Origin of the sequence: Luteimonas deserti (assembly GCF_013425765.1) — a bacterium.
GTDB classification, from domain to species: Bacteria; Pseudomonadota; Gammaproteobacteria; order Xanthomonadales; family Xanthomonadaceae; genus Luteimonas; species Luteimonas deserti.
The window spans coordinates 200,891-217,529 of record NZ_JACCJZ010000020.1; the positions used below are offsets into that span (position 1 = coordinate 200,891).

14 protein-coding genes and 1 pseudogene are annotated in these 16,639 nt (G+C 71.7%); 10 read left to right on the forward strand and 5 right to left on the reverse strand.

All coding sequences use genetic code 11. The annotated features are described in order from the left end of the window. Window positions 1-3 precede the first annotated feature (3 nt). The 4 genes from H0E82_RS13475 (at window position 4) to H0E82_RS13490 (ending at window position 6,761) form a co-directional block, all read left to right on the forward strand. Window positions 4-1,185, forward strand: coding sequence for a BatA domain-containing protein (locus H0E82_RS13475; protein WP_180545967.1), 1,182 nt, complete (start codon window positions 4-6; stop codon window positions 1,183-1,185). Next, window positions 1,182-3,458, forward strand: a complete 2,277-nt coding sequence (locus H0E82_RS13480; RefSeq protein WP_235974316.1) for a DUF4175 domain-containing protein — start codon at window positions 1,182-1,184, stop codon at window positions 3,456-3,458. The genes H0E82_RS13475 and H0E82_RS13480 overlap by 4 nt, the downstream gene beginning before the upstream one ends. Further along, a complete protein-coding gene (locus H0E82_RS13485; RefSeq protein ID WP_180545968.1) occupies window positions 3,455-5,266 on the forward strand; it encodes a carboxypeptidase regulatory-like domain-containing protein in 1,812 nt (603 codons plus the stop codon). Before H0E82_RS13480 ends, H0E82_RS13485 begins: the two co-directional genes overlap by 4 nt. Window positions 5,267-5,813: 547 nt before the next feature. Next, window positions 5,814-6,761: an aldo/keto reductase gene (locus tag H0E82_RS13490; RefSeq protein WP_180545969.1), complete on the forward strand. Its 948-nt coding sequence runs from the start codon at window positions 5,814-5,816 to the stop codon at window positions 6,759-6,761. A gap of 416 nt (window positions 6,762-7,177) precedes the next feature. On the opposite strand, the pseudogene H0E82_RS16870 reads toward H0E82_RS13490, so the two are convergent. The 3 genes and pseudogenes from H0E82_RS16870 to H0E82_RS13500 all read right to left on the reverse strand — a co-directional run. Beyond that, window positions 7,178-7,795 (reverse strand): annotated as a pseudogene (locus H0E82_RS16870) (MBL fold metallo-hydrolase); the annotation flags it as partial. Further along, window positions 7,758-8,054 carry a hypothetical protein gene (locus H0E82_RS16715; RefSeq protein WP_219338548.1) on the reverse strand — a complete coding sequence of 99 codons (297 nt, stop codon included), beginning with the start codon at window positions 8,052-8,054 and terminating at the stop codon, window positions 7,758-7,760. The gene H0E82_RS16715 and the pseudogene H0E82_RS16870, both read right to left, overlap by 38 nt. 228 nt (window positions 8,055-8,282) lie before the next feature. Then, entirely contained in the window at window positions 8,283-9,233 is a 951-nt protein-coding gene (locus tag H0E82_RS13500; protein ID WP_235974317.1) for a peptidylprolyl isomerase, read from the reverse strand. Between the two features lie 122 nt (window positions 9,234-9,355). On the opposite strand from H0E82_RS13500, the gene H0E82_RS13505 reads away from it, so the two are divergent. Together H0E82_RS13505 and H0E82_RS13510 are read left to right on the forward strand one after the other, a co-directional pair. Further along, window positions 9,356-9,727: a PadR family transcriptional regulator gene (locus tag H0E82_RS13505; protein WP_180545971.1), complete on the forward strand. Its 372-nt coding sequence runs from the start codon at window positions 9,356-9,358 to the stop codon at window positions 9,725-9,727. Then, entirely contained in the window at window positions 9,724-10,665 is a 942-nt protein-coding gene (locus H0E82_RS13510; protein WP_180545972.1) for a sensor domain-containing protein, read from the forward strand. The genes H0E82_RS13505 and H0E82_RS13510 overlap by 4 nt, the downstream gene beginning before the upstream one ends. Window positions 10,666-10,766: 101 nt before the next feature. Here H0E82_RS13510 and H0E82_RS13515 read toward each other — a convergent pair whose 3' ends face one another. Further along, window positions 10,767-11,420 (reverse strand): C40 family peptidase, encoded by a 654-nt coding sequence (locus H0E82_RS13515; protein WP_180546569.1) that lies wholly within the window; start codon window positions 11,418-11,420, stop codon window positions 10,767-10,769. A 138-nt stretch (window positions 11,421-11,558) separates the two neighbouring features. Further along, a complete protein-coding gene (locus H0E82_RS13520; protein ID WP_180545973.1) occupies window positions 11,559-12,107 on the reverse strand; it encodes a C40 family peptidase in 549 nt (182 codons plus the stop codon). An 87-nt stretch (window positions 12,108-12,194) separates the two neighbouring features. Between H0E82_RS13520 and H0E82_RS13525 the strand changes: the two genes are divergently transcribed. The 4 genes from H0E82_RS13525 to gorA all read left to right on the forward strand — a co-directional run bounded on the left by H0E82_RS13525 (window position 12,195) and on the right by gorA (window position 16,626). Beyond that, a complete protein-coding gene (locus H0E82_RS13525) occupies window positions 12,195-12,674 on the forward strand; it encodes an FKBP-type peptidyl-prolyl cis-trans isomerase (protein WP_180545974.1) in 480 nt (159 codons plus the stop codon). A gap of 73 nt (window positions 12,675-12,747) precedes the next feature. Continuing rightward, window positions 12,748-13,986 (forward strand): DUF418 domain-containing protein, encoded by a 1,239-nt coding sequence (locus H0E82_RS13530; RefSeq protein WP_180545975.1) that lies wholly within the window; start codon window positions 12,748-12,750, stop codon window positions 13,984-13,986. Between the two features lie 13 nt (window positions 13,987-13,999). After that, the gene (locus H0E82_RS13535; protein WP_328797038.1) at window positions 14,000-15,247 is read left to right on the forward strand and encodes an NAD(P)/FAD-dependent oxidoreductase; all 1,248 of its coding nucleotides are present in this window, start codon (window positions 14,000-14,002) and stop codon (window positions 15,245-15,247) included. After that, window positions 15,244-16,626: a glutathione-disulfide reductase gene (gene gorA, locus H0E82_RS13540; protein ID WP_180545977.1), complete on the forward strand. Its 1,383-nt coding sequence runs from the start codon at window positions 15,244-15,246 to the stop codon at window positions 16,624-16,626. Before H0E82_RS13535 ends, gorA begins: the two co-directional genes overlap by 4 nt. The last annotated feature ends 13 nt before the right edge of the window (window positions 16,627-16,639 follow it).

Below are 16,639 nucleotides of genomic sequence, written 5' to 3' on the forward strand. Positions count from 1 at the left end.
TCGATGGGGCTTGGCCTGCTCCTGCCCGCCGCGCTCGCGGCCCTGGCGGCCTGGGCGCTGCCGCTGCTGCTGCATCTGGCGCGGCGCAGCGAGCAGCGCCCCACCCCCTTCGCCGCCCTGCGCTGGCTGCGGCAGCGCCCGCGTCCGCGGCAGCGCTTGCGCCTCGAAGACTGGCCCCTGCTGCTGGCGCGGGTTCTGCTGCTGGGCTTGCTCGCGCTCTGGCTCGCGCAACCGGTCTGGCGTGACGGCACCCTGCCGGATCGCGTGCTCGTGGTTGCACCCGGGCTCGATCCGGCGCAGCTGTCCGGGTTCGACGCGGGCAGCGAACGCCGCTGGCTGGTGGCCGGGTTTCCGGCGATCGGGGACGCCGGGCATCCACCTCGAATGGCGGATACCGCGATCCCGTTGTCCAGCCTGCTGCGCGAGCTGGACGCCGATCTGCCCGGGGGCGTCGCGCTGACGGTTGCAGTGCCGCCGGTACTCGCGCCGGTCGATGCCCAGCGCATCGTGCTCGGTCGTCCGGTCGAGTGGCGGGTGGTGACGCAGGACATGCCGGCATCCGATGCGCCGGTGACGCATCCGCCCGTGACCGCTGCATTGGCGATCCGCCACGACGGAGCCGATCCAGCCGCACTCGCCATCCTGCGCGCCGTCGCGCTGGCCTGGCAGCAGGACGCGCTGCCCTCGACCCCGGACATCACGTCCGACCAGAGTCTGCCCGCTGCCGGCAGCGTCCTCGCCTGGTGGCATGCCGGGCCCCTGCCGCCGGACGTACATGCATGGGTCGCCGCCGGCGGCGCGCTGCTGCTGCCACCGGACACGGAGGTGGAGGGGGCGCAGTGGGCGCGGCGTTGGCACGACGTGGATGGCCGCGCGCTGCTGTCGGTCGCGCGGCTCGGCGCCGGTCGCGTCCTCCGCTTCGACCGCCCGCTCTCGCCCACGACGCTGCCGGACACGCTGGATGGGGGATTCGCGCGACGCCTGCGCGCTGCGGTGAGCCCGCCGCCTGTGCCGATGCGCGTCGACGCCGCGAGCCACGCGCCGCAGCAGGCCGCGCTCGCCCGCGGTGCGCCGCGCGACACCGGCGTGCACGCGTTGCAGCCGTGGCTGGCGCTGCTGCTCGCCCTGGTCTTCGTGATCGAACGTTGGCTCGCGGCCGCGCCGCACCGGTGCGCACGCGCATGAGTGCGGGGACGCGACTGCAGCATGCGCTGCGCGCTGCACGTCTGCGCGCGGGCCTGCAGGACCTGGCGCTCGGAATGCCGCTCGTGGTCGCCGCCTGCGCGATCGCCGTACGCGTCGCGGGCGTGGCCGGCGCCGTCGCGGTCGGCGTGGCCGGCCTCGTGACGGCAGTGTTCGCGGCCCTGTGGCGCGTGCGCCGCTACGACGAGGCCTGGCTGGCACGCGCGCTCGACGCCGCGCGCTCCGACATGGAGGACAGTGCCGCGCTGCTGTTCGCAGACCCGCAGGGCCTGGCACCGCTGCACGGCCTGCAGCGGAGCCGCCTCACCGCGCGCATCACAGACCATCCGACGATGCCACCGGGGCCCGCATGGCCGAAGCGCCGCCTGGTGCTGGCCTGCTCGGTCGGCGCGGCGCTCGCGCTGGCCGCCCTGGTCTGGCCTGCGTCGCCGCCCGCAGATGACACGCGCGCGACGGTGGAGGCGGAACCCGTGGCCGGGCGCAACGCACCGGTCCTCCTCGGCCACACGCTGCGGATCGAGCCGCCAGGCTACACCGGCCTGCCGGCGCAGACGCTGGACACCCTCGATGCGCAGGCGCCGGAAGGCGCTGTCCTGGTCTGGAGCCTGCAGTTCGCGCCGCATCCCGCCACGGTCGCGCTCGAAGGCCTCGACGGCACCCGGCTCGTCTTCGCGCGGAGCGGCGACGTCTGGACGGCGCGCAGCCGGCTGAGCGCGTCGATGCTCTACCGGATCGCGGTCGATGGCGACGTCGAGGGTGCTGCGGCGCGCGCACGGCCCTACCGCATCGACGCGGTGCCGGATCGGCCGCCGCGCGTGCGGGTGGTCGAGCCCGCCGGCACGCTGACCCTGACGCCCGACGGACGCCGCCCCTGGCGGCTGGTGTTCGAGGCCGAGGACGACTACGGCGTGGCGGCCGATGCCCAGTTGCGGCTCACCTTGACCCGCGGCACCGGCGAGAACGTCACCTTCGAAGACAGCACGCGGACGCTGCGCGGACAGGGGGCGACCCGCACACGCCGCTTCGAGACGACACTCGATCCGGGGGCACTCGGACTGCAGCCGGGCGGCGACCTGATCGCGCAGTTGCGCGTGCTCGATACCCGCGCGCCGGAGCCGCAGGCCGCAACCGGGCCCAGCCTGATCCTGCGCTGGCCGCTGCCCGAGCCCCCGGATGCGGACGGACTCGAGGGGCTGGCGCGCGACGTGCTTCCTGCCTATTTCCGCAGCCAGCGCCAGATCATCATCGACGCCGAGGCGCTGATCGCGCAGCGCGCGGCGCTGGCGACGGACACGTTCGCCACGCGCTCGGACACCATCGGCGTCGATCAGCGCCTGTTGCGGCTGCGCTACGGCCAGTTTCTCGGCGAGGAAAGCGAGGGTGCACCGCGACGCCCGCTGCCGACCGCAGACGCCGAACCGGCGCCGCCGCCGCGGCGCCCGCTGCCGATCGACGACTTCGGCCAGCAGGACGCGCCGTCCGTCGCGGCGGCGGCCGGGCACGGCGAACACGACGGTCACGATGACGATCACGACCACGGTACCCACGACCACGACGGGCCGCCCGGGGCCGCGGCCGGACACGACCATGATCACGACGGGCACGACCACGCCCCGCGTGACGCCACCACGTTCGGCCGGGCCGAGGACGTGCTGGAGACCTTTGGCCACACCCACGACCTCCCCGAAGCCGCCACGCTGCTCGATCCGAAGACCCGCGAGCTGCTGCGCGGCGCCCTGCGCGAGATGTGGCAGTCCGAACTGCACCTACGCCAGGCCGAACCGCAGCGGGCGCTGGCCCCCGCCAATCGCGCCCTCGAACTGATCAAGCAGGTGCAGCAGGCCGATCGCATCTATCTCGCCCGGGTCGGCAGCCGGTTGCCGCCGGTGGACATGGGCCGGCGCCTGGGCGGGGATCGCGACGGTATCGCGCCGCGGGCGGCGCCCCGTCCCGGTGCGCGTGAACCCGACGCGCCGGCCGCCGCCTGGCGTGCCCTGGCCTGGAACGAGGCGCCGGATCTCGCTGCGCTGGTGACCTGGGCGCAGACGCATCCCCGCCAGCTCGACGATCCCCTCGCGCTGCTGGCCGCGGTCGATGCGCTGCAGCGCGATCCGGCCTGCGGCGAGTGCCGCCAGGCCCTGCGCGGCCAGCTGTGGCAGGCCCTGCAGCGGCCGCTGCCTGCTCCGCCGCGCCGTGAACGGCTCGATGCGATGGGCACGCGTTATCTCGACGCGCTGGGCGGGGAGGTGCCATGAGCGGCGGATACTGGCTGATCGCGTTGCTGCTTGCCGGCGTCGGGGGCTCGCTCGTGCGCCTGGTGCTCGGCCATGTCCGCGCGCCGCGCGCACTGCGCCCGGCGGCCTGGCGCACCTGGGCACTTGCCGCTCTGACGATCGGCTCGGCGGGCCTGCTGTACCGCGTGCTGATGCCACCGCCGGTCGCGCTCGCACGCGACACACTCGTCGTATTGACCGCGGGCGCGGATCTCGCCTCGCTGCCGCCTGCGAAGCGGGTGGTCGCGTTGCCTGAAGCCGCGGACCTTCCGCCCGGCGCACACCGCGCCCCGGACCTCGCGACGGCCCTGCGCCGCCATCCCGACGTGCGCGCGCTGCAGGTGTTCGGCGCCGGGCTGGAGGCGCGGGACCGCGATGCGGTCGGCGCGCGCGCGCTGGCCTACGTACCGGCCGCGCTGCCTGCCGGCATCGTCGAGCTGGCGCCGCCGGTCACGCTCGCACCCGGCGCACGCTTCGAGGTGCGGGGGCGGGTCGAGGGCATCGCGGACGCGCGCCTGTCGCTGCTGGATCCGGCAGGGCGCACGGTCGACGTGACGGAGGCGGACGAGACCGGCCGCTTCCTGCTTGCCGGCACGGCGCGCGAATCCGGCGCCGCCACGTTCGTCGTCGCGGTGCAGGACATGGACCCGACCTCCGCCACCCGGGTCCCGGTGCCGGTGGTCGTCGAAGCCGCCGCGCCGGTGCGCCTGCTGCTGCTTGCCGCGGCACCCAATCCGGACGTGCGCGCGCTGCGGCGCTGGGCCGAGGACGCGGGACTCTCCCTGCGCTGGCGGGTCATGCTCGGCGGCGGCACCGCCGCAGGCGATGCGCCTCCGCTCGATGCGGCGAGCCTGGCCGGGCAGGACCTGGTGCTGTTGGAGGCCCGTGCCTGGGACGCGCTGGGTGCCGGTGCGCGCGCGGCGCTGCGCACTGCCGTGAACGACGGTCTCGGACTGCTCGTGCACGCTCCGCAACCACCGTCGGATGCATTGCGGAGCTGGCTGCGCGAAGCCGGTCTTGCCGTCGAGGTGGGTCGCACACGCGACTGGCGTGTCGACGCCGGGCCGGGCGACAGCGCACGGCTGCGCGCGTGGCTCGGCCCCGGTCGCGACGACGCGCCCTTCGATCCTGCGCTCGCCGACGAGACGCTGCCCGCCCTTGGTGTACTGCCGATCGCCAGCGGTCAGCCCGGTGCGACTGCCGGTGGGTCCGAGACGATGCGTTGGGACGCCGTGGGTCGCGGCAGGATCGGGCTCGTCACCGTGGCCGACAGCTGGCAACTGGCGCTCGCCGGTCGCGCCGACCTGCATGCGGCGCTGTGGAGCGGCTGGGCAGGGACGCTGGCCCGGCCGGGAGGCGCACGCAGTCCCGCGTTCGAGGACGAACTGCGCGTCGACAGGCGCTGGGTGGTTTGCGACCTGGGCGACGACGCGACGTTGCTGGATGCGGACGGACGGCCCGTGCCGCTGCTCCCCGATGCATCGGGCGGCGGCTGCGCCGGCGTCTGGCCGGCGCGTGCCGGCTGGCATCGTCTGCTGGACGGGGAAACGTCGTGGCCCGTCTACATCCGCGACGCGGACGAAGCCTCCGGCCTGCATGCGGCGCGGCTGCGCGCGGAGACGCAGGCCCTGGTCCGCGCACACCCTGAAATGACCGGCACGCAGCAGATGCGCGCCGGCAGCAGCTGGCCCTGGTTCTTCGCCTGGCTGGTGGTGACCGCGCTGGCATGGGCACTGGGCCGCGCGCGGGTCGGGCGCAGCGTCGTGTCGGACCGGTCGGCAGCCGGCTAACGCCGCGGCCCCTGCACACCGCCGGAGACCCACGATCCGTCGATCGCGGCAGCCCGGGACTCGACGGCACTGCGGCCTGGGAAGCCATGGTGTGCAGCCACAGGCGCGCGGTCGTGGCAAACGCGTTGGGCGGCGGTCACGCGACTTCCACCTGCGCGACGCGACCCGATGAGCGCCCCGCGCGCATGGGGCGGTGCACATCACGGCCTCCCAGCGCCGCACCGTCGATCGAGCGGCCCCGCGATGGCGCATGCGCCTGATGTGCAGCGGGTTCCTGCTTGCGCCGCGCGAATCGGGCATCCGCGCTCGAGGCGCGTAACTCGGCCCGGCCGCGCCACCGCGCCGAGCGGGGGCCGGGATCCGTCGTGGCCGGGCGCGCGCGGATTCGTCCGCCGACACGGGGGCGGAATGCCGTCCGGCCCGCGGTTGCCTGGGGCCGGGGGCTGCTGCAGACTCGGGGCGCCGCAGACACCTGCCGGCATTCAATGCGCGCCCCGGCGCCATGCCGGTGCAGGCGTTGCCTGTGCACCCCGATACGGAGAACGTCATGGTCACCCGTCGCGATGCCCTGAAACTGTCCCTCGGTGCCGGTCTGGCACTCGCCTCGCCCAAGTTCCTGTTCGCCGCGCCCGCGGGCGCGGCCATCACCCGCGCGATCCCGTCGAGCGGCGAACGTCTGCCGGTGATCGGCCTCGGCAGCTCGGCGACGTTCTCGCGCGCGGCCGGCGACGACGCGGCATCCTTGTCCGAGGTGCTGCGCACCCTGATCAGCGAGGGCGGCAAGGTCTTCGATACCGCGCCGAGCTACGGCGAGTCCGAAGCCGTGGCCGGCCGCGCCGTGCAGGAACTCGGCATCGCCGACGACGTGTTCTGGGCGACCAAGGTCAACGTCGCCGGCCGCGAGGCCGACGCCACGGCCGATCCCGACCGCGCCCGCGCGCAGCTCGACACCTCGTTCGAACGCCTGGGCCGCACGTCGATCGATCTGATCCAGGTGCACAACCTCGGCGACATTCCCACCCAGCTCGGCCTGCTCAAGGCGCTGAAGGCCGAGAAGCGCGTGCGCTACATCGGGGTTACGTCCACCAGCAAGCCGGCCTATCCCAAGCTGATCGAGACCATGCGCAACGAGCCGCTGGATTTCATCGGCGTCGACTACGCGGTCGACAACCGTGACGTCGAGGAGACCATCCTGCCGCTGGCCGCCGAGCGCGGTATCGGCGTGCTGGTCTATGCGCCGTTCGGCCGCACGCGGTTGTGGCAGCGCGTCGCCGACCGCCCGGTGCCGGACTGGGCGCAGGACTTCGACGCGACCACCTGGGGCCAGTTCTTCCTCAAGTTCGTGGTCTCGCATCCGGCGGTGACCTGCGCGACGCCGGCGACCAGTCGGGTCGCGAATCTGGTCGACAACCTCGGCGCCGGACGCGGGCGCCTGCCCGATGCCGACCAGCGCCGGCGCATGATCGAACTGATCGAGGGCCTGCCCAGCGCCTGAGGCGTGGACACCGGGCCCGCGCGGCATGGGTCGCGTCGGCCCGAAGTCCGGCCACGTTGCCGGGCGGCGCGGGTCCGGCCGGCGCGTCGACGCCGGTCAGCGTGGGGGCGTGAACCGACCGAGCGGAATCCGCAGATAACGGCGGCCGTCGGTCTCCGGGTCGGCAGGCGTCCGCCGCGGATGTTCATCTGCAGCGCGTGCAGCATCAGTGCGGGCAGCGGCAGCGTCGCATCGCGCGCCTCGCGCGTCCGTACGAATGCCGCTTCGTCGACGCCGCCGGCCAAGTGGATGTTGTGCGCACGCTGCTCGGCCACCGTGCTCATGCAGGCCGGCTCGCGGCCGTCCCCGCCGTAGTCGTGACCCACGAATACCGCGGTGTCGCCGGGCAGCGCGAGAATACGCTGCAGCGTGGCATAGAGCTGATGCGCGTCGCCGCCCGGAAAGTCGGCGCGAGACGTGCCGCTGTCGGGCATCATCAGCGTGTCGTGCACGAAGGCGCTGGTGCCGACCATGTAGCTGACCGACGCCATCGTGTGGCCGGGCGAGAACATCACCCGGGCCTCGAGCGCACCGATCTCGAAGCTGTCGCCGTCGGCGAACAGCCGGTCCCACTGTCGGCCGTCGGCGGGCAGATCGGGCAAGCCGTAGACGTCCTTCCACAGCGCCTGCACGCCGGTGACGTGCTCGCCGATCGCCGTCGGTGCACCGAGGCGGTCCTTGAGGTAGGAGGCGGCCGAGACATGATCCGCGTGCGGATGGGTGTCGAGGATCCACACGACCTCGAGGCCTTCGCGTTCGACGTGCGCGAGCAACGCGTCGGCATTGCCGGTCGACACGTGCCCGGCCGTCGCGTCGAAATCGAGCACCGGATCGATGATCGCGGCCCGACGGCTGGCCGGGTCGGCGATGACGTACTGGAAGCTGCCGGTCTTGCGGTCGTACAGCGAGTGGACCAGGGCGTCCTCACGCGCGTGGCGGCGCAGCGACATCGCCGGCTCAGCCTTCCTCTTCGGTCTCGAACTCGACCAGCGCATCGAGATCGAACGCCAGGGCCTCCACGGCCTCGCGGATCTTGCGCTCGGTCGAGGGGTTGCCGACTTCGATCTCGATCTCGTGCATGGACGGGCCGGCGACATCGCTGAGGCCTGCGGAGCTGGAGTCGGCATCGTCCATGTGCGGCATCAGGTCGCTGATTTCCTCGACGTGTTCGACGCCTTCCACGCTCTGCAACAGGTTGATGACGGCGCGGGCCGTGTCGTCGCTGCCGGTCAGTCGGATGCGGAGCATGGGCATGTGGATTCCTTACGTCGAACGGGGGAGCTGCAGGCTAGGAAGCGCTGGGCTAAGCCGGTGTGACGATCCGCACGTCGCCGCGTCGCGCCTGCCGAGCGAGACGGCGCAGCCTGTCCGATGCAGGGTCGGCGCGTGTCGCCGGCATCGGGCGGACGCCCGCAGTCCGCTGCCGGTCGTGCCGTGCGATGGACGGGCGCTGTCGCGCATCCGCGTTCGGGATTCGTCCGCTCAGCCCGCAGGCGGCACCCGCACAGGCACGGTGATGTTGCACAGGTCGATGTGCCCGGCCGGCTGCAGATACCAGTCGTCGCGACGGTTGCGCCGCGATTCGACCACGGCGTCGAACACCGGCGTGTCGGTGCGCAGCACCTGCAGTGGCGTGCGCTCGGCGACCGGGACGTCCGCGGCCAACCGGATCGACCGGATCGGCGTGCGCTGCGCGGGATCGGTGTAGAAGCCGAGCGGTCCCGTGCCCCGTGGCAGCACGCTCAACAGCTCCATGCCCTGGAGCACCCGGCCGACGACGGTGATGTTGCGGTCGAGCTGGCGCGGGGACTGGCCGGTAACGACGTACAGCTCGGTGCCGTTGCTCGAATCGGGTGCCATGCCGCGGCCCGCACCGAGCGCGCCGTAACAGTGGGTCAGCCAGGCGCGTCCGCTGCGCGGATCCCGTGCTGCAGGGAACCCGTCGGCGAACCCGGTCTGCGCGGCCCAGCCGTCGGGATCGGGCAGGGCATGGAACGCGAGACCGGCACTGGGCCGGTCGAACTCGGCCGGGAGCGACGCGCGCGCGGTGCCGAGCGGCCTGCCGGGCGCATCGTCCTCGGTGATGTCACCGAACTGGACGACGAAGTTGTCCTGCGAGCGGTACAGGGTCAGGCCGTCCCAGAACCGTTCGCGCGCCAGGGTGCGCAGATTGGCCACGTGCGCCGGCGCGAATGCCGGGGCGAGTTCGATGATCACCCGGCCGGCTGCGAGGTCCAGATACAGCGTGTCCTCCAGGGCGGGCGTGCGCCAGTCACCGGGCACGGACGCATCGAGGATCGCCTGTGTGCTGCGCACCTCGACCGGGCGTTCGGCCTGCAGCGGCCCGCGGGTCCCGCTGCAGGCGGCGAGGCCGGACAGCAGGGCGGCGACGAGAAGACTCCGGAGTGGACGATTCGGCAGGGGGAGCGGCATGGGCGCGGTTCCGGCGGATGGACGTCGATTGTGCCCAGCCGAAGGGCGGCATGACGAGCGGCACATCCACTATGCAGAACTTCGCACTAGAGTGAACCTCGACACAGTGGAGGGCCGCCCTGGTGGACGAAAGCATCGACGATCCGCCGCTGCGCAAGTTCCATAAGGAACTGAGCGCCGGCACGGTGTCGCTGGCACTGCTGGCGGTGCTGGGGCACAGCGCGGCGCCGATGTACGGCTACCAGATCGCCAAACGCCTGGAGCAGATCGGCGGCGGGGTGCTCAGCGGCAAGCAGAGTGCGCTGTATCCGGTGCTGCGCAATCTCAGCGCCGCCGGCCTGCTCGACAGCCACGTGGAACCCTCGGTGACCGGGCCGCCGCGCCGGTACTACGCCATCACCGATGCCGGGCGGGCCGCGCTGTCGCAATGGGCCACCGCTTGGCGCGCCACCCGCGATTCCGTCGATACCGTCCTTGAGGGGAGCCTTGAATGAACACCGACCGCATGCCGCAGAGCATTTCCGAGTATCTCGACCACCTGCGGCGCGCATTGGCCGGCGCCGATCCTGCCCTGATCCAGGACGCGCTCTACGACGCCGAGGAATACCTGCGATCGGAACTGGCCGAGCAGCCGGGACGCTCCGAGGCCGAGGTCATCGCGTCTGTCGCCTCCAGCTACGGCGCACCGGCCGAGGTCGCCGAGATCTACCGCGACACCGAGGTGACGGTGCAGACCGCGCTGCGGCCGCCCGCACCCGTGCGACGCAGTTCGTTGGCCGGGCGCTTCTTCGGCGTCGCCGCGGATCCGAGGACCTATGCCTCGCTGTTCTACATGGTGCTGTCGCTGGCCACCGGCATCTTCTATTTCACCTGGGTGGTGACCGGCCTCTCGGTGTCGCTGGGGCTCGTCTTCGTGCTGGTCGGAATCCCGCTGCTGATCCTGTTCTTCGGCTCGGTGCGCGTGCTGTCACTGGTGGAGGGCCGGATCGTCGAGGTGATGCTGGGCGAGCGCATGCCACGGCGGCCGCTGTACTCGGCCCGGGGCCGCAGCTGGCTGCAACGCATCGGCGACATGTTCACCGACGTGCGCACCTGGAGCACGCTGCTGTACATGCTGATGATGCTGCCGCTGGGGATCGCCTATTTCACGATCAGCGTCACTGCGTTCTCGTTCTCGCTGAGCATGGTCGCCGCGCCGTTGCTGGTGTGGACCGGTCTGGCCGCAGCGGGCATGGACATGGACGGCTGGATGCTGCTCGGCTGGTCCGACGTGTCCGGGCTGTCGGCCTCGGTCCCGCTCTGGGCGACGCCTCTGGTCCTGCTCGCCGGCGTGCTGGCACTGTTCGTCAGCCTGCACCTGGTGCGCGGCATCGGCCGCGTCCATGGGGCGATCGCCAAGCACCTGCTGGTGCGCTCGGCGCAGTACGCCTGATCCCGGACGGCGGGCGCAGCCGGGAATCGCGTGCACCGGCGCTTGAGGACATACGAAAAAGGCCGCCCGGGGGCGGCCTTCTTCGCGCGACGTGGTTGCCGTCAGACGCCGGCGACCCGGCGGGCGGCGCGGAAGCGCGTGGCCCAGTAGCCGGTATCGAGCTCGGACACCATGACGTCCTTGCCGCTGCGCGGTGCATGCACGAAGCGGCCTTCGCCCAGATAGATGCCGACATGGTCGATGCGGTTGCCGCCGCGGCCGAAGAACACCAGATCACCCGCGGTGAGCGCGGTGCGGTCGATGCGCTCGCCGTTCTGGGCCATGTCGCGGGACACGCGCGGCAGGTCGATGCCGAGGGCCGTACGGAAGACGTAACCGACCAGGCCGCTGCAGTCGAAACCGCTGTCGGGGTTCGAACCGCCCCAGCGGTAGGGCGTGCCGATCAGGGTGAGGGCGCGCTTGAGCAGGGTCTCGACGCGGCCGTCGGCGGCGACCGGCTTGTCGGTCTGCAACGCGATCAGCTGGTTGATGTCGCTGGCCAGCAGCATCTCGGGCTGGGGAAGCTGGACCGGCGGCGCGGTCAGGGTCTGTGCGACCGACGTGGACTGCGCGGCGACCAGCTGGTCGGCGGAGTCGCCGGCGAGGCCCGGGCCGGCGAAGGCGGGGGCGGCAGCGCAGCTCAGAACACTGGCGACAAGGGCATTGCGGAGACGGCGGGCGCGGTGGGCGCGAGCGCCTGGCTGGGCATCTGTCATCGTCACGTGGGTTTCACATTGTCGCGGACCAGCGGGGGAAGCTACCGGACGAGCATGTGAAAATTGTTAAACGAAAATTAATGAATGCGACCAAGTACCCGTTTTTGAACACAATTCAGTGAAGATCGTGTGGAGACGCTACTGGAGGACCCGCTTCGAGCCGGTGTAATTGGCACGCCAGTACGCGCCGTCCAGATGGTCCAGGCGCACGGTGCCACCGGTACTGGGTGCATGCACGAAGCGGCCTTCACCGATGTAGATGCCGACGTGGGACACGCTGCCGCCGCTGCCGAAGAACACCAGGTCGCCGGTGGCCAGACGCCCTGGATCGATCTTCGGGCCCTGGTAGGCGTAGAGCTCGCGCGAGGTGCGCGGCAGGCGCAGATCGAGCATGTCGCGGAAGACGTAGTTGACCAGGCCGCTGCAGTCGAAGCCGCCTTCGGGCGTGTTGCCGCCGAAGCGGTAGGGCGTACCCACCAGACTGATCGCGCGCATCGAGACGGCGTTGGCGGCGGCAGGATCGGCCGGTGTCACCGGCGTCCAGGGGCGCGCGGACGCCGGCGGCGACGCCGGCCGCACGTCCGGCCGACCGCACCCGGCCAGCATGAGCACCGCCGCGAGTCCCAGCGCGCCACACACGATTGGCGCGGACGCGGTGGAGTCCGGATAATGCGGGGTCGGGTGCATGTGGCGCGTCCGTCGGCGATCTGCCGGCATCGTGCCGCAATCCTGCCATTTTCCTCAAGCGGCCTGTCCGCACCACCGGGTATTCCAATGAAGATCGAGAAAGACCGCGTCGTCCGTTTCCACTACAGCGTTGCCGAGGCCGGTCAGGAGCCGGTGGAAACCTCGCGCGGCCGCGAACCGCTGGCCATCCTGTTCGGCCACGGCAACATCATCCCGGGCCTGGAGAAGGCGATGGACGGACGCGAGGCGGGCGAGAGCTTCAAGGCCGACGTGACCGCTGCCGATGCCTACGGCGAGCGCCGCGAGGGCATGAACCAGCGCGTGCCTAAGAAGCATTTCGGCGCGCAGAAGCTCAGTGTCGGCCAGCAGGTCGTGCTCAACACCAGTTTCGGTCCGCGTGCGGTGACCATCGAAAAGGTGGGCATGAGCGTGGTCGACGTGGATCTCAACCATCCGATGGCCGGCAAGGACCTGCAGTTCGATGTCGAGATCGTCGAGGTGCGCGAAGCCTCGCAGGAAGAGATCGACCACGGCCACGTGCACGGCGACGGCGGTCACCAGCACTGAGGTCCGACGCCGGCGCGATGGCGCCGGTCCCGCGCACCGCCCCGGCGGTGCGTGCAGCAACTCCGGGGGCGCGATGCAGACACCCACCACGATGCTCGGTCCGGTGGCGGCGGGCGACCGGCTGTCGGTGATGGACATGTTGCGGGGCGCCGCGCTGCTCGGCGTGTTCGCAATGAACGTCGAGTGGTTCTCCCGGCCGATGCAGGAGATGGGCAGCGGCCTCCCTGCCGGTGCCGAGGGTCTGGATCACGCGGTGGCCTGGGCGGTGCACGTGCTGGTCGCCGGCAAGTTCTGGACGATGTTCTCGCTCCTCTTCGGCATGGGATTCGTGCTCATGGCCGACCGTATCGCCGCGGCAGGGCGCAGCGTCGATCGGGTCTTCGCGCGGCGCATGGCGGCGCTGTTCGTCTTCGGTGTGGTGCACATCACGCTGCTGTGGCCCGGCGACATCCTGCATACCTATGCGATGGCGGGACTGCTGCTGATGGTGATGCGCGCGCTGGCACCGCGCTGGCAACTGCTGGTGGGCCTGGCCCTCTATTTCGGCATGGGCCTGTTCTATCTCGCCAATGCGGGCCTGTTGCTGGTGCTGCCGGCCGAGGTGATGGCGGACATGCGCGCGGGCTTCACCGCGTCGGCGGCCGCGGCCGCGCAGATCTATCCCCAAGGCGGCTTCGGGGCGGTCACGCTGCGCCGTGTCCTCGACTACGCCCAGATCTTCCTGCAAGGACAATTCATCATCGTCCCGATGGCGACGGGCGTGTTTCTGGTCGGCAGCTGGCTGATGCGCGGCGGCTGGCTGCATGCTCCGGCCATGCACCGCCGGTTCTGGTGGCGGCTGCTGGCGGTCGCGCTGCCGCCGGGCGTGGCGCTCACATGGGCGGGCGTGGCCCTCGGCACTTCGTTCACCGACGGTGTCTTCGAGTCGCGCGCGGTCGCGGCAGCCGCCTTGATGTTGCTCGGCGCCCTGCCGTTGTCGCTGAGCTATGTCGCGCTTCTCGTGCTGGCCTGGTCCCACCCGCGCGGTACCCGTGCACTCGGCGTGCTCGCGCCGGCGGGACGCATGGCCCTCACCCATTACCTGGCGCAGTCGCTGATCTGCTCGCTGGTGTTCTACGGTTATGGCCTGGGGCTGTGGGGCGAGCTCGGGCGCGCGGCGCAGACCGGTCTGGTGCTGGCGGTCTTTGCGGCGCAGGTCGCGGTGAGCCATGTCTGGCTGCGCGCCTGCCGGTACGGGCCGGCGGAGTGGCTCTGGCGCTGGGCGACCTACGGGCGACGGCCGCGATGGCGCCGCGCCCCGACGTCCGCATGAGGATGCGCCTGCGGTGACCGGTCGCGACGACGTTCTGATCGTGGGTGGGGGCGTGATCGGTCTGGCCAGCGGCCTGGCGCTGCTCGGGGCGGGCCGCCAGGTGCGCGTGCTCGAAGCGGGCACGGCGGGCTGCGGCAGCTCGCACGGCAACTGCGGCACGATCACCCCCAGTCATGCGGCGCCGCTCGCAGCGCCGGGAACGGTGGCGCGGGCGCTGCGCTGGATGTTGTCGCCCGACGCCCCGCTGCGGGTGAGCCCACGGGTCGATCCGGCGCTGTGGTACTGGATGGCCGGCTTTGCGCGGCGCTGCAACCGTCGCGACTGGTTGCGCGGCATGCAGGCCCGGGCGGCGCTTCTCCAGGCCTCGCGCGCGGCATTCCCGGAGTGGCTCTCAGCGCACGGGATCGAGTGCGAGTTCCTGCCGTCCGGGGTCGACCACGTCTACCGCGATCCGGCGCAGTTCGCGGCCTTCGCCGACGAGGCGACGCACCTGCGCGCGCTGGGCATCCCGGTGGAGATGATCGACGGCGACATCTATCTGCGCGGCGAGCCCGCGCTGCGCGAAGGCGTGGTCGGCGCGGTGCGGTTCGATGGTGACGCGCGCCTGCGTCCCGACCGTTACGTCGCCGGTCTGGCGCGCGCGTTCCAGGCCGCCGGCGGCACGCTGGTCGAGGGCTGCGAGGTGCTCGCGGCCGGCGAGGTGCGCGACGGCGTGCACGTGACCACGTCCCGTGGCGCGTTCGCTGGACGCGATCTGCTGCTCGCGACCGGCGCCTGGTCGCCACGACTCGCCCGCGCGCTGCGCCTGCGCGTGCCGGTGCAACCGGGCAAGGGCTATTCGATCACCTATTCCAGACCCGCGCGCGTGCCGCAGCGGCCGATGGTGCTGCACGAGCGCAGCGTCTGCGTGACGGCATGGGACAGCGGCTTCCGCCTCGGCAGCACGATGGAATTCTCGGGGTACGACCGCTCGCTCAATCGTGTCCGCCTGGACGCGCTGGTGCGCGGCGCACGTGATTACCTGCATGTGCCGGAGGGGCCGGTGCGCGAGGAGGAGTGGTACGGCTGGCGGCCGATGAGCGTGGACGACGTGCCGATTCTCGGCGCCGTTCCCGGAGCCCGTCACCTCTGGCTTGCGACCGGTCATGGCATGCTCGGGGTCAGCATGAGCGTCGCCACCGGACACCTGATGACAGACCTGATCTGCGGCCGCGCGCCGCGCCTCGATCCCGCGCCCTACGCGCCGGACCGGTTCGCATGAGCGCGTCTGCGAGTGGCGAGGCGCTGCAGTTCGACCTGATCGTGCTCGGCGGCGGTTCCGGTGGACTGGCCGCGGCGTTCCGCGCAGCCGAACACGGACAGCGTGTGGCCCTGCTCGAGCCCGGCGCCCTGGGTGGCACCTGCGTCAACGTGGGCTGCGTGCCGAAGAAGGCAATGTGGATGGCGGCCGAACTCGGTGCGCGCATCGCCCAGGCGGGGCAGCTCGGCTTCGACGTGCCGGGCGCGGGACGGGTCGCGTTCGACTGGTCGCGTTTCATCACCGATCGCCAGCGTTACATCCACGGCATCCACGACAGCTATCGCACCCGGCTGGACCGGGACGGCATCGTCGTGCTGCCGGTCCGCGGCCGTCTGGCGGGCCCGCATCAGGTGGAGTGCGAGGACGGCACACGGCTGGGCGCACCGCACATCGTGCTCGCCACCGGATCTTCGCCGCAGCGGCCCCCGGTGACGGGTGCCGGACTCGGCGCGGTATCGGACGATTTCTTCGCATGGTCGTCGGCCCCACACCGCGTGGCGATCATCGGCGGCGGCTACATCGCGATCGAATTCGCCGGGGTGCTGCAGGCGCTCGGCAGCCAGGTCGACATGTACATCCGCGACCAGCGCCTGCTGCGGCAGGCGGACGTCGAGCTGGTGGAACAGTTGCAGGAGAACTACACCCAGCAGGGAATCCACCTGCACTTCGGTTACGACCTCGAGGCCGTGCGCCGGGCCGGTGCGGGACTGCAGCTGCAGGCCATCGACGGCAGCACGCGCGGTGGCTACGACGAGGTGATGTTCGCGACCGGACGTCGTCCAAACACCGGCGGCATCGGGCTCGAGAGCGTCGGCATCACCCCCGATGCCGCGGGCAACATTCCGGTCGATGCATGGCAGGCCACGCCTTCGCCCGGCCTGTACGCCGTGGGCGACATCTGCGGATGTGGTCCGGCGCTGACCCCGGTCGCGATCGCTGCCGCGCGGCGGCTGTGCGACCGCCTGTTCGGAGGACGACCCGATGCCAGGCTCGATGCGGGCAACGTGCCGTCGGTCGTGTTCGCGCACCCGCCGCTGGCGACGGTCGGGCTGACCGAGCTGGAGGCGCGTGCACGCTACGGCGACGACGTCCACATCTGCCGCAGCCGCTTCCGCCCGATGCGCGAGGCGCTTGCCGGGTCCCCGCAGCGCAGTCTCTTCAAGCTGGTCTGCATGGGCGCGGAGCGCAGGGTGGTCGGCATCCACCTGCTCGGCGACGCCGCCGACGAGATCCTGCAGGGGTTCGCGGTCGCGCTGAAACTCGGGGCGACACTGGACGATTTCCACGACACCATCGCGATCCATCCCACCAGCGCCGAGGAAATCGTGCTGATGCGCTGAAGCGCAGGCCCGG

Coding starts and splice junctions, on each gene's coding strand:
- H0E82_RS13475 (WP_180545967.1), top strand. CDS start 4: ATGGGGCTTGGCCTGCTCCTGCCCGCCGCGCTCGCGGCCCTGGCGGCC.
- H0E82_RS13480 (WP_235974316.1), top strand. CDS start 1,182: ATGAGTGCGGGGACGCGACTGCAGCATGCGCTGCGCGCTGCACGTCTG.
- H0E82_RS13485 (WP_180545968.1), top strand. CDS start 3,455: ATGAGCGGCGGATACTGGCTGATCGCGTTGCTGCTTGCCGGCGTCGGG.
- H0E82_RS13490 (WP_180545969.1), top strand. CDS start 5,814: ATGGTCACCCGTCGCGATGCCCTGAAACTGTCCCTCGGTGCCGGTCTG.
- H0E82_RS16715 (WP_219338548.1), bottom strand. CDS start 8,054: ATGCCCATGCTCCGCATCCGACTGACCGGCAGCGACGACACGGCCCGC.
- H0E82_RS13500 (WP_235974317.1), bottom strand. CDS start 9,233: ATGCCGCTCCCCCTGCCGAATCGTCCACTCCGGAGTCTTCTCGTCGCC.
- H0E82_RS13510 (WP_180545972.1), top strand. CDS start 9,724: ATGAACACCGACCGCATGCCGCAGAGCATTTCCGAGTATCTCGACCAC.
- H0E82_RS13515 (WP_180546569.1), bottom strand. CDS start 11,420: ATGACAGATGCCCAGCCAGGCGCTCGCGCCCACCGCGCCCGCCGTCTC.
- H0E82_RS13520 (WP_180545973.1), bottom strand. CDS start 12,107: ATGCACCCGACCCCGCATTATCCGGACTCCACCGCGTCCGCGCCAATC.
- H0E82_RS13525 (WP_180545974.1), top strand. CDS start 12,195: ATGAAGATCGAGAAAGACCGCGTCGTCCGTTTCCACTACAGCGTTGCC.
- H0E82_RS13530 (WP_180545975.1), top strand. CDS start 12,748: ATGCAGACACCCACCACGATGCTCGGTCCGGTGGCGGCGGGCGACCGG.
- gorA (WP_180545977.1), top strand. CDS start 15,244: ATGAGCGCGTCTGCGAGTGGCGAGGCGCTGCAGTTCGACCTGATCGTG.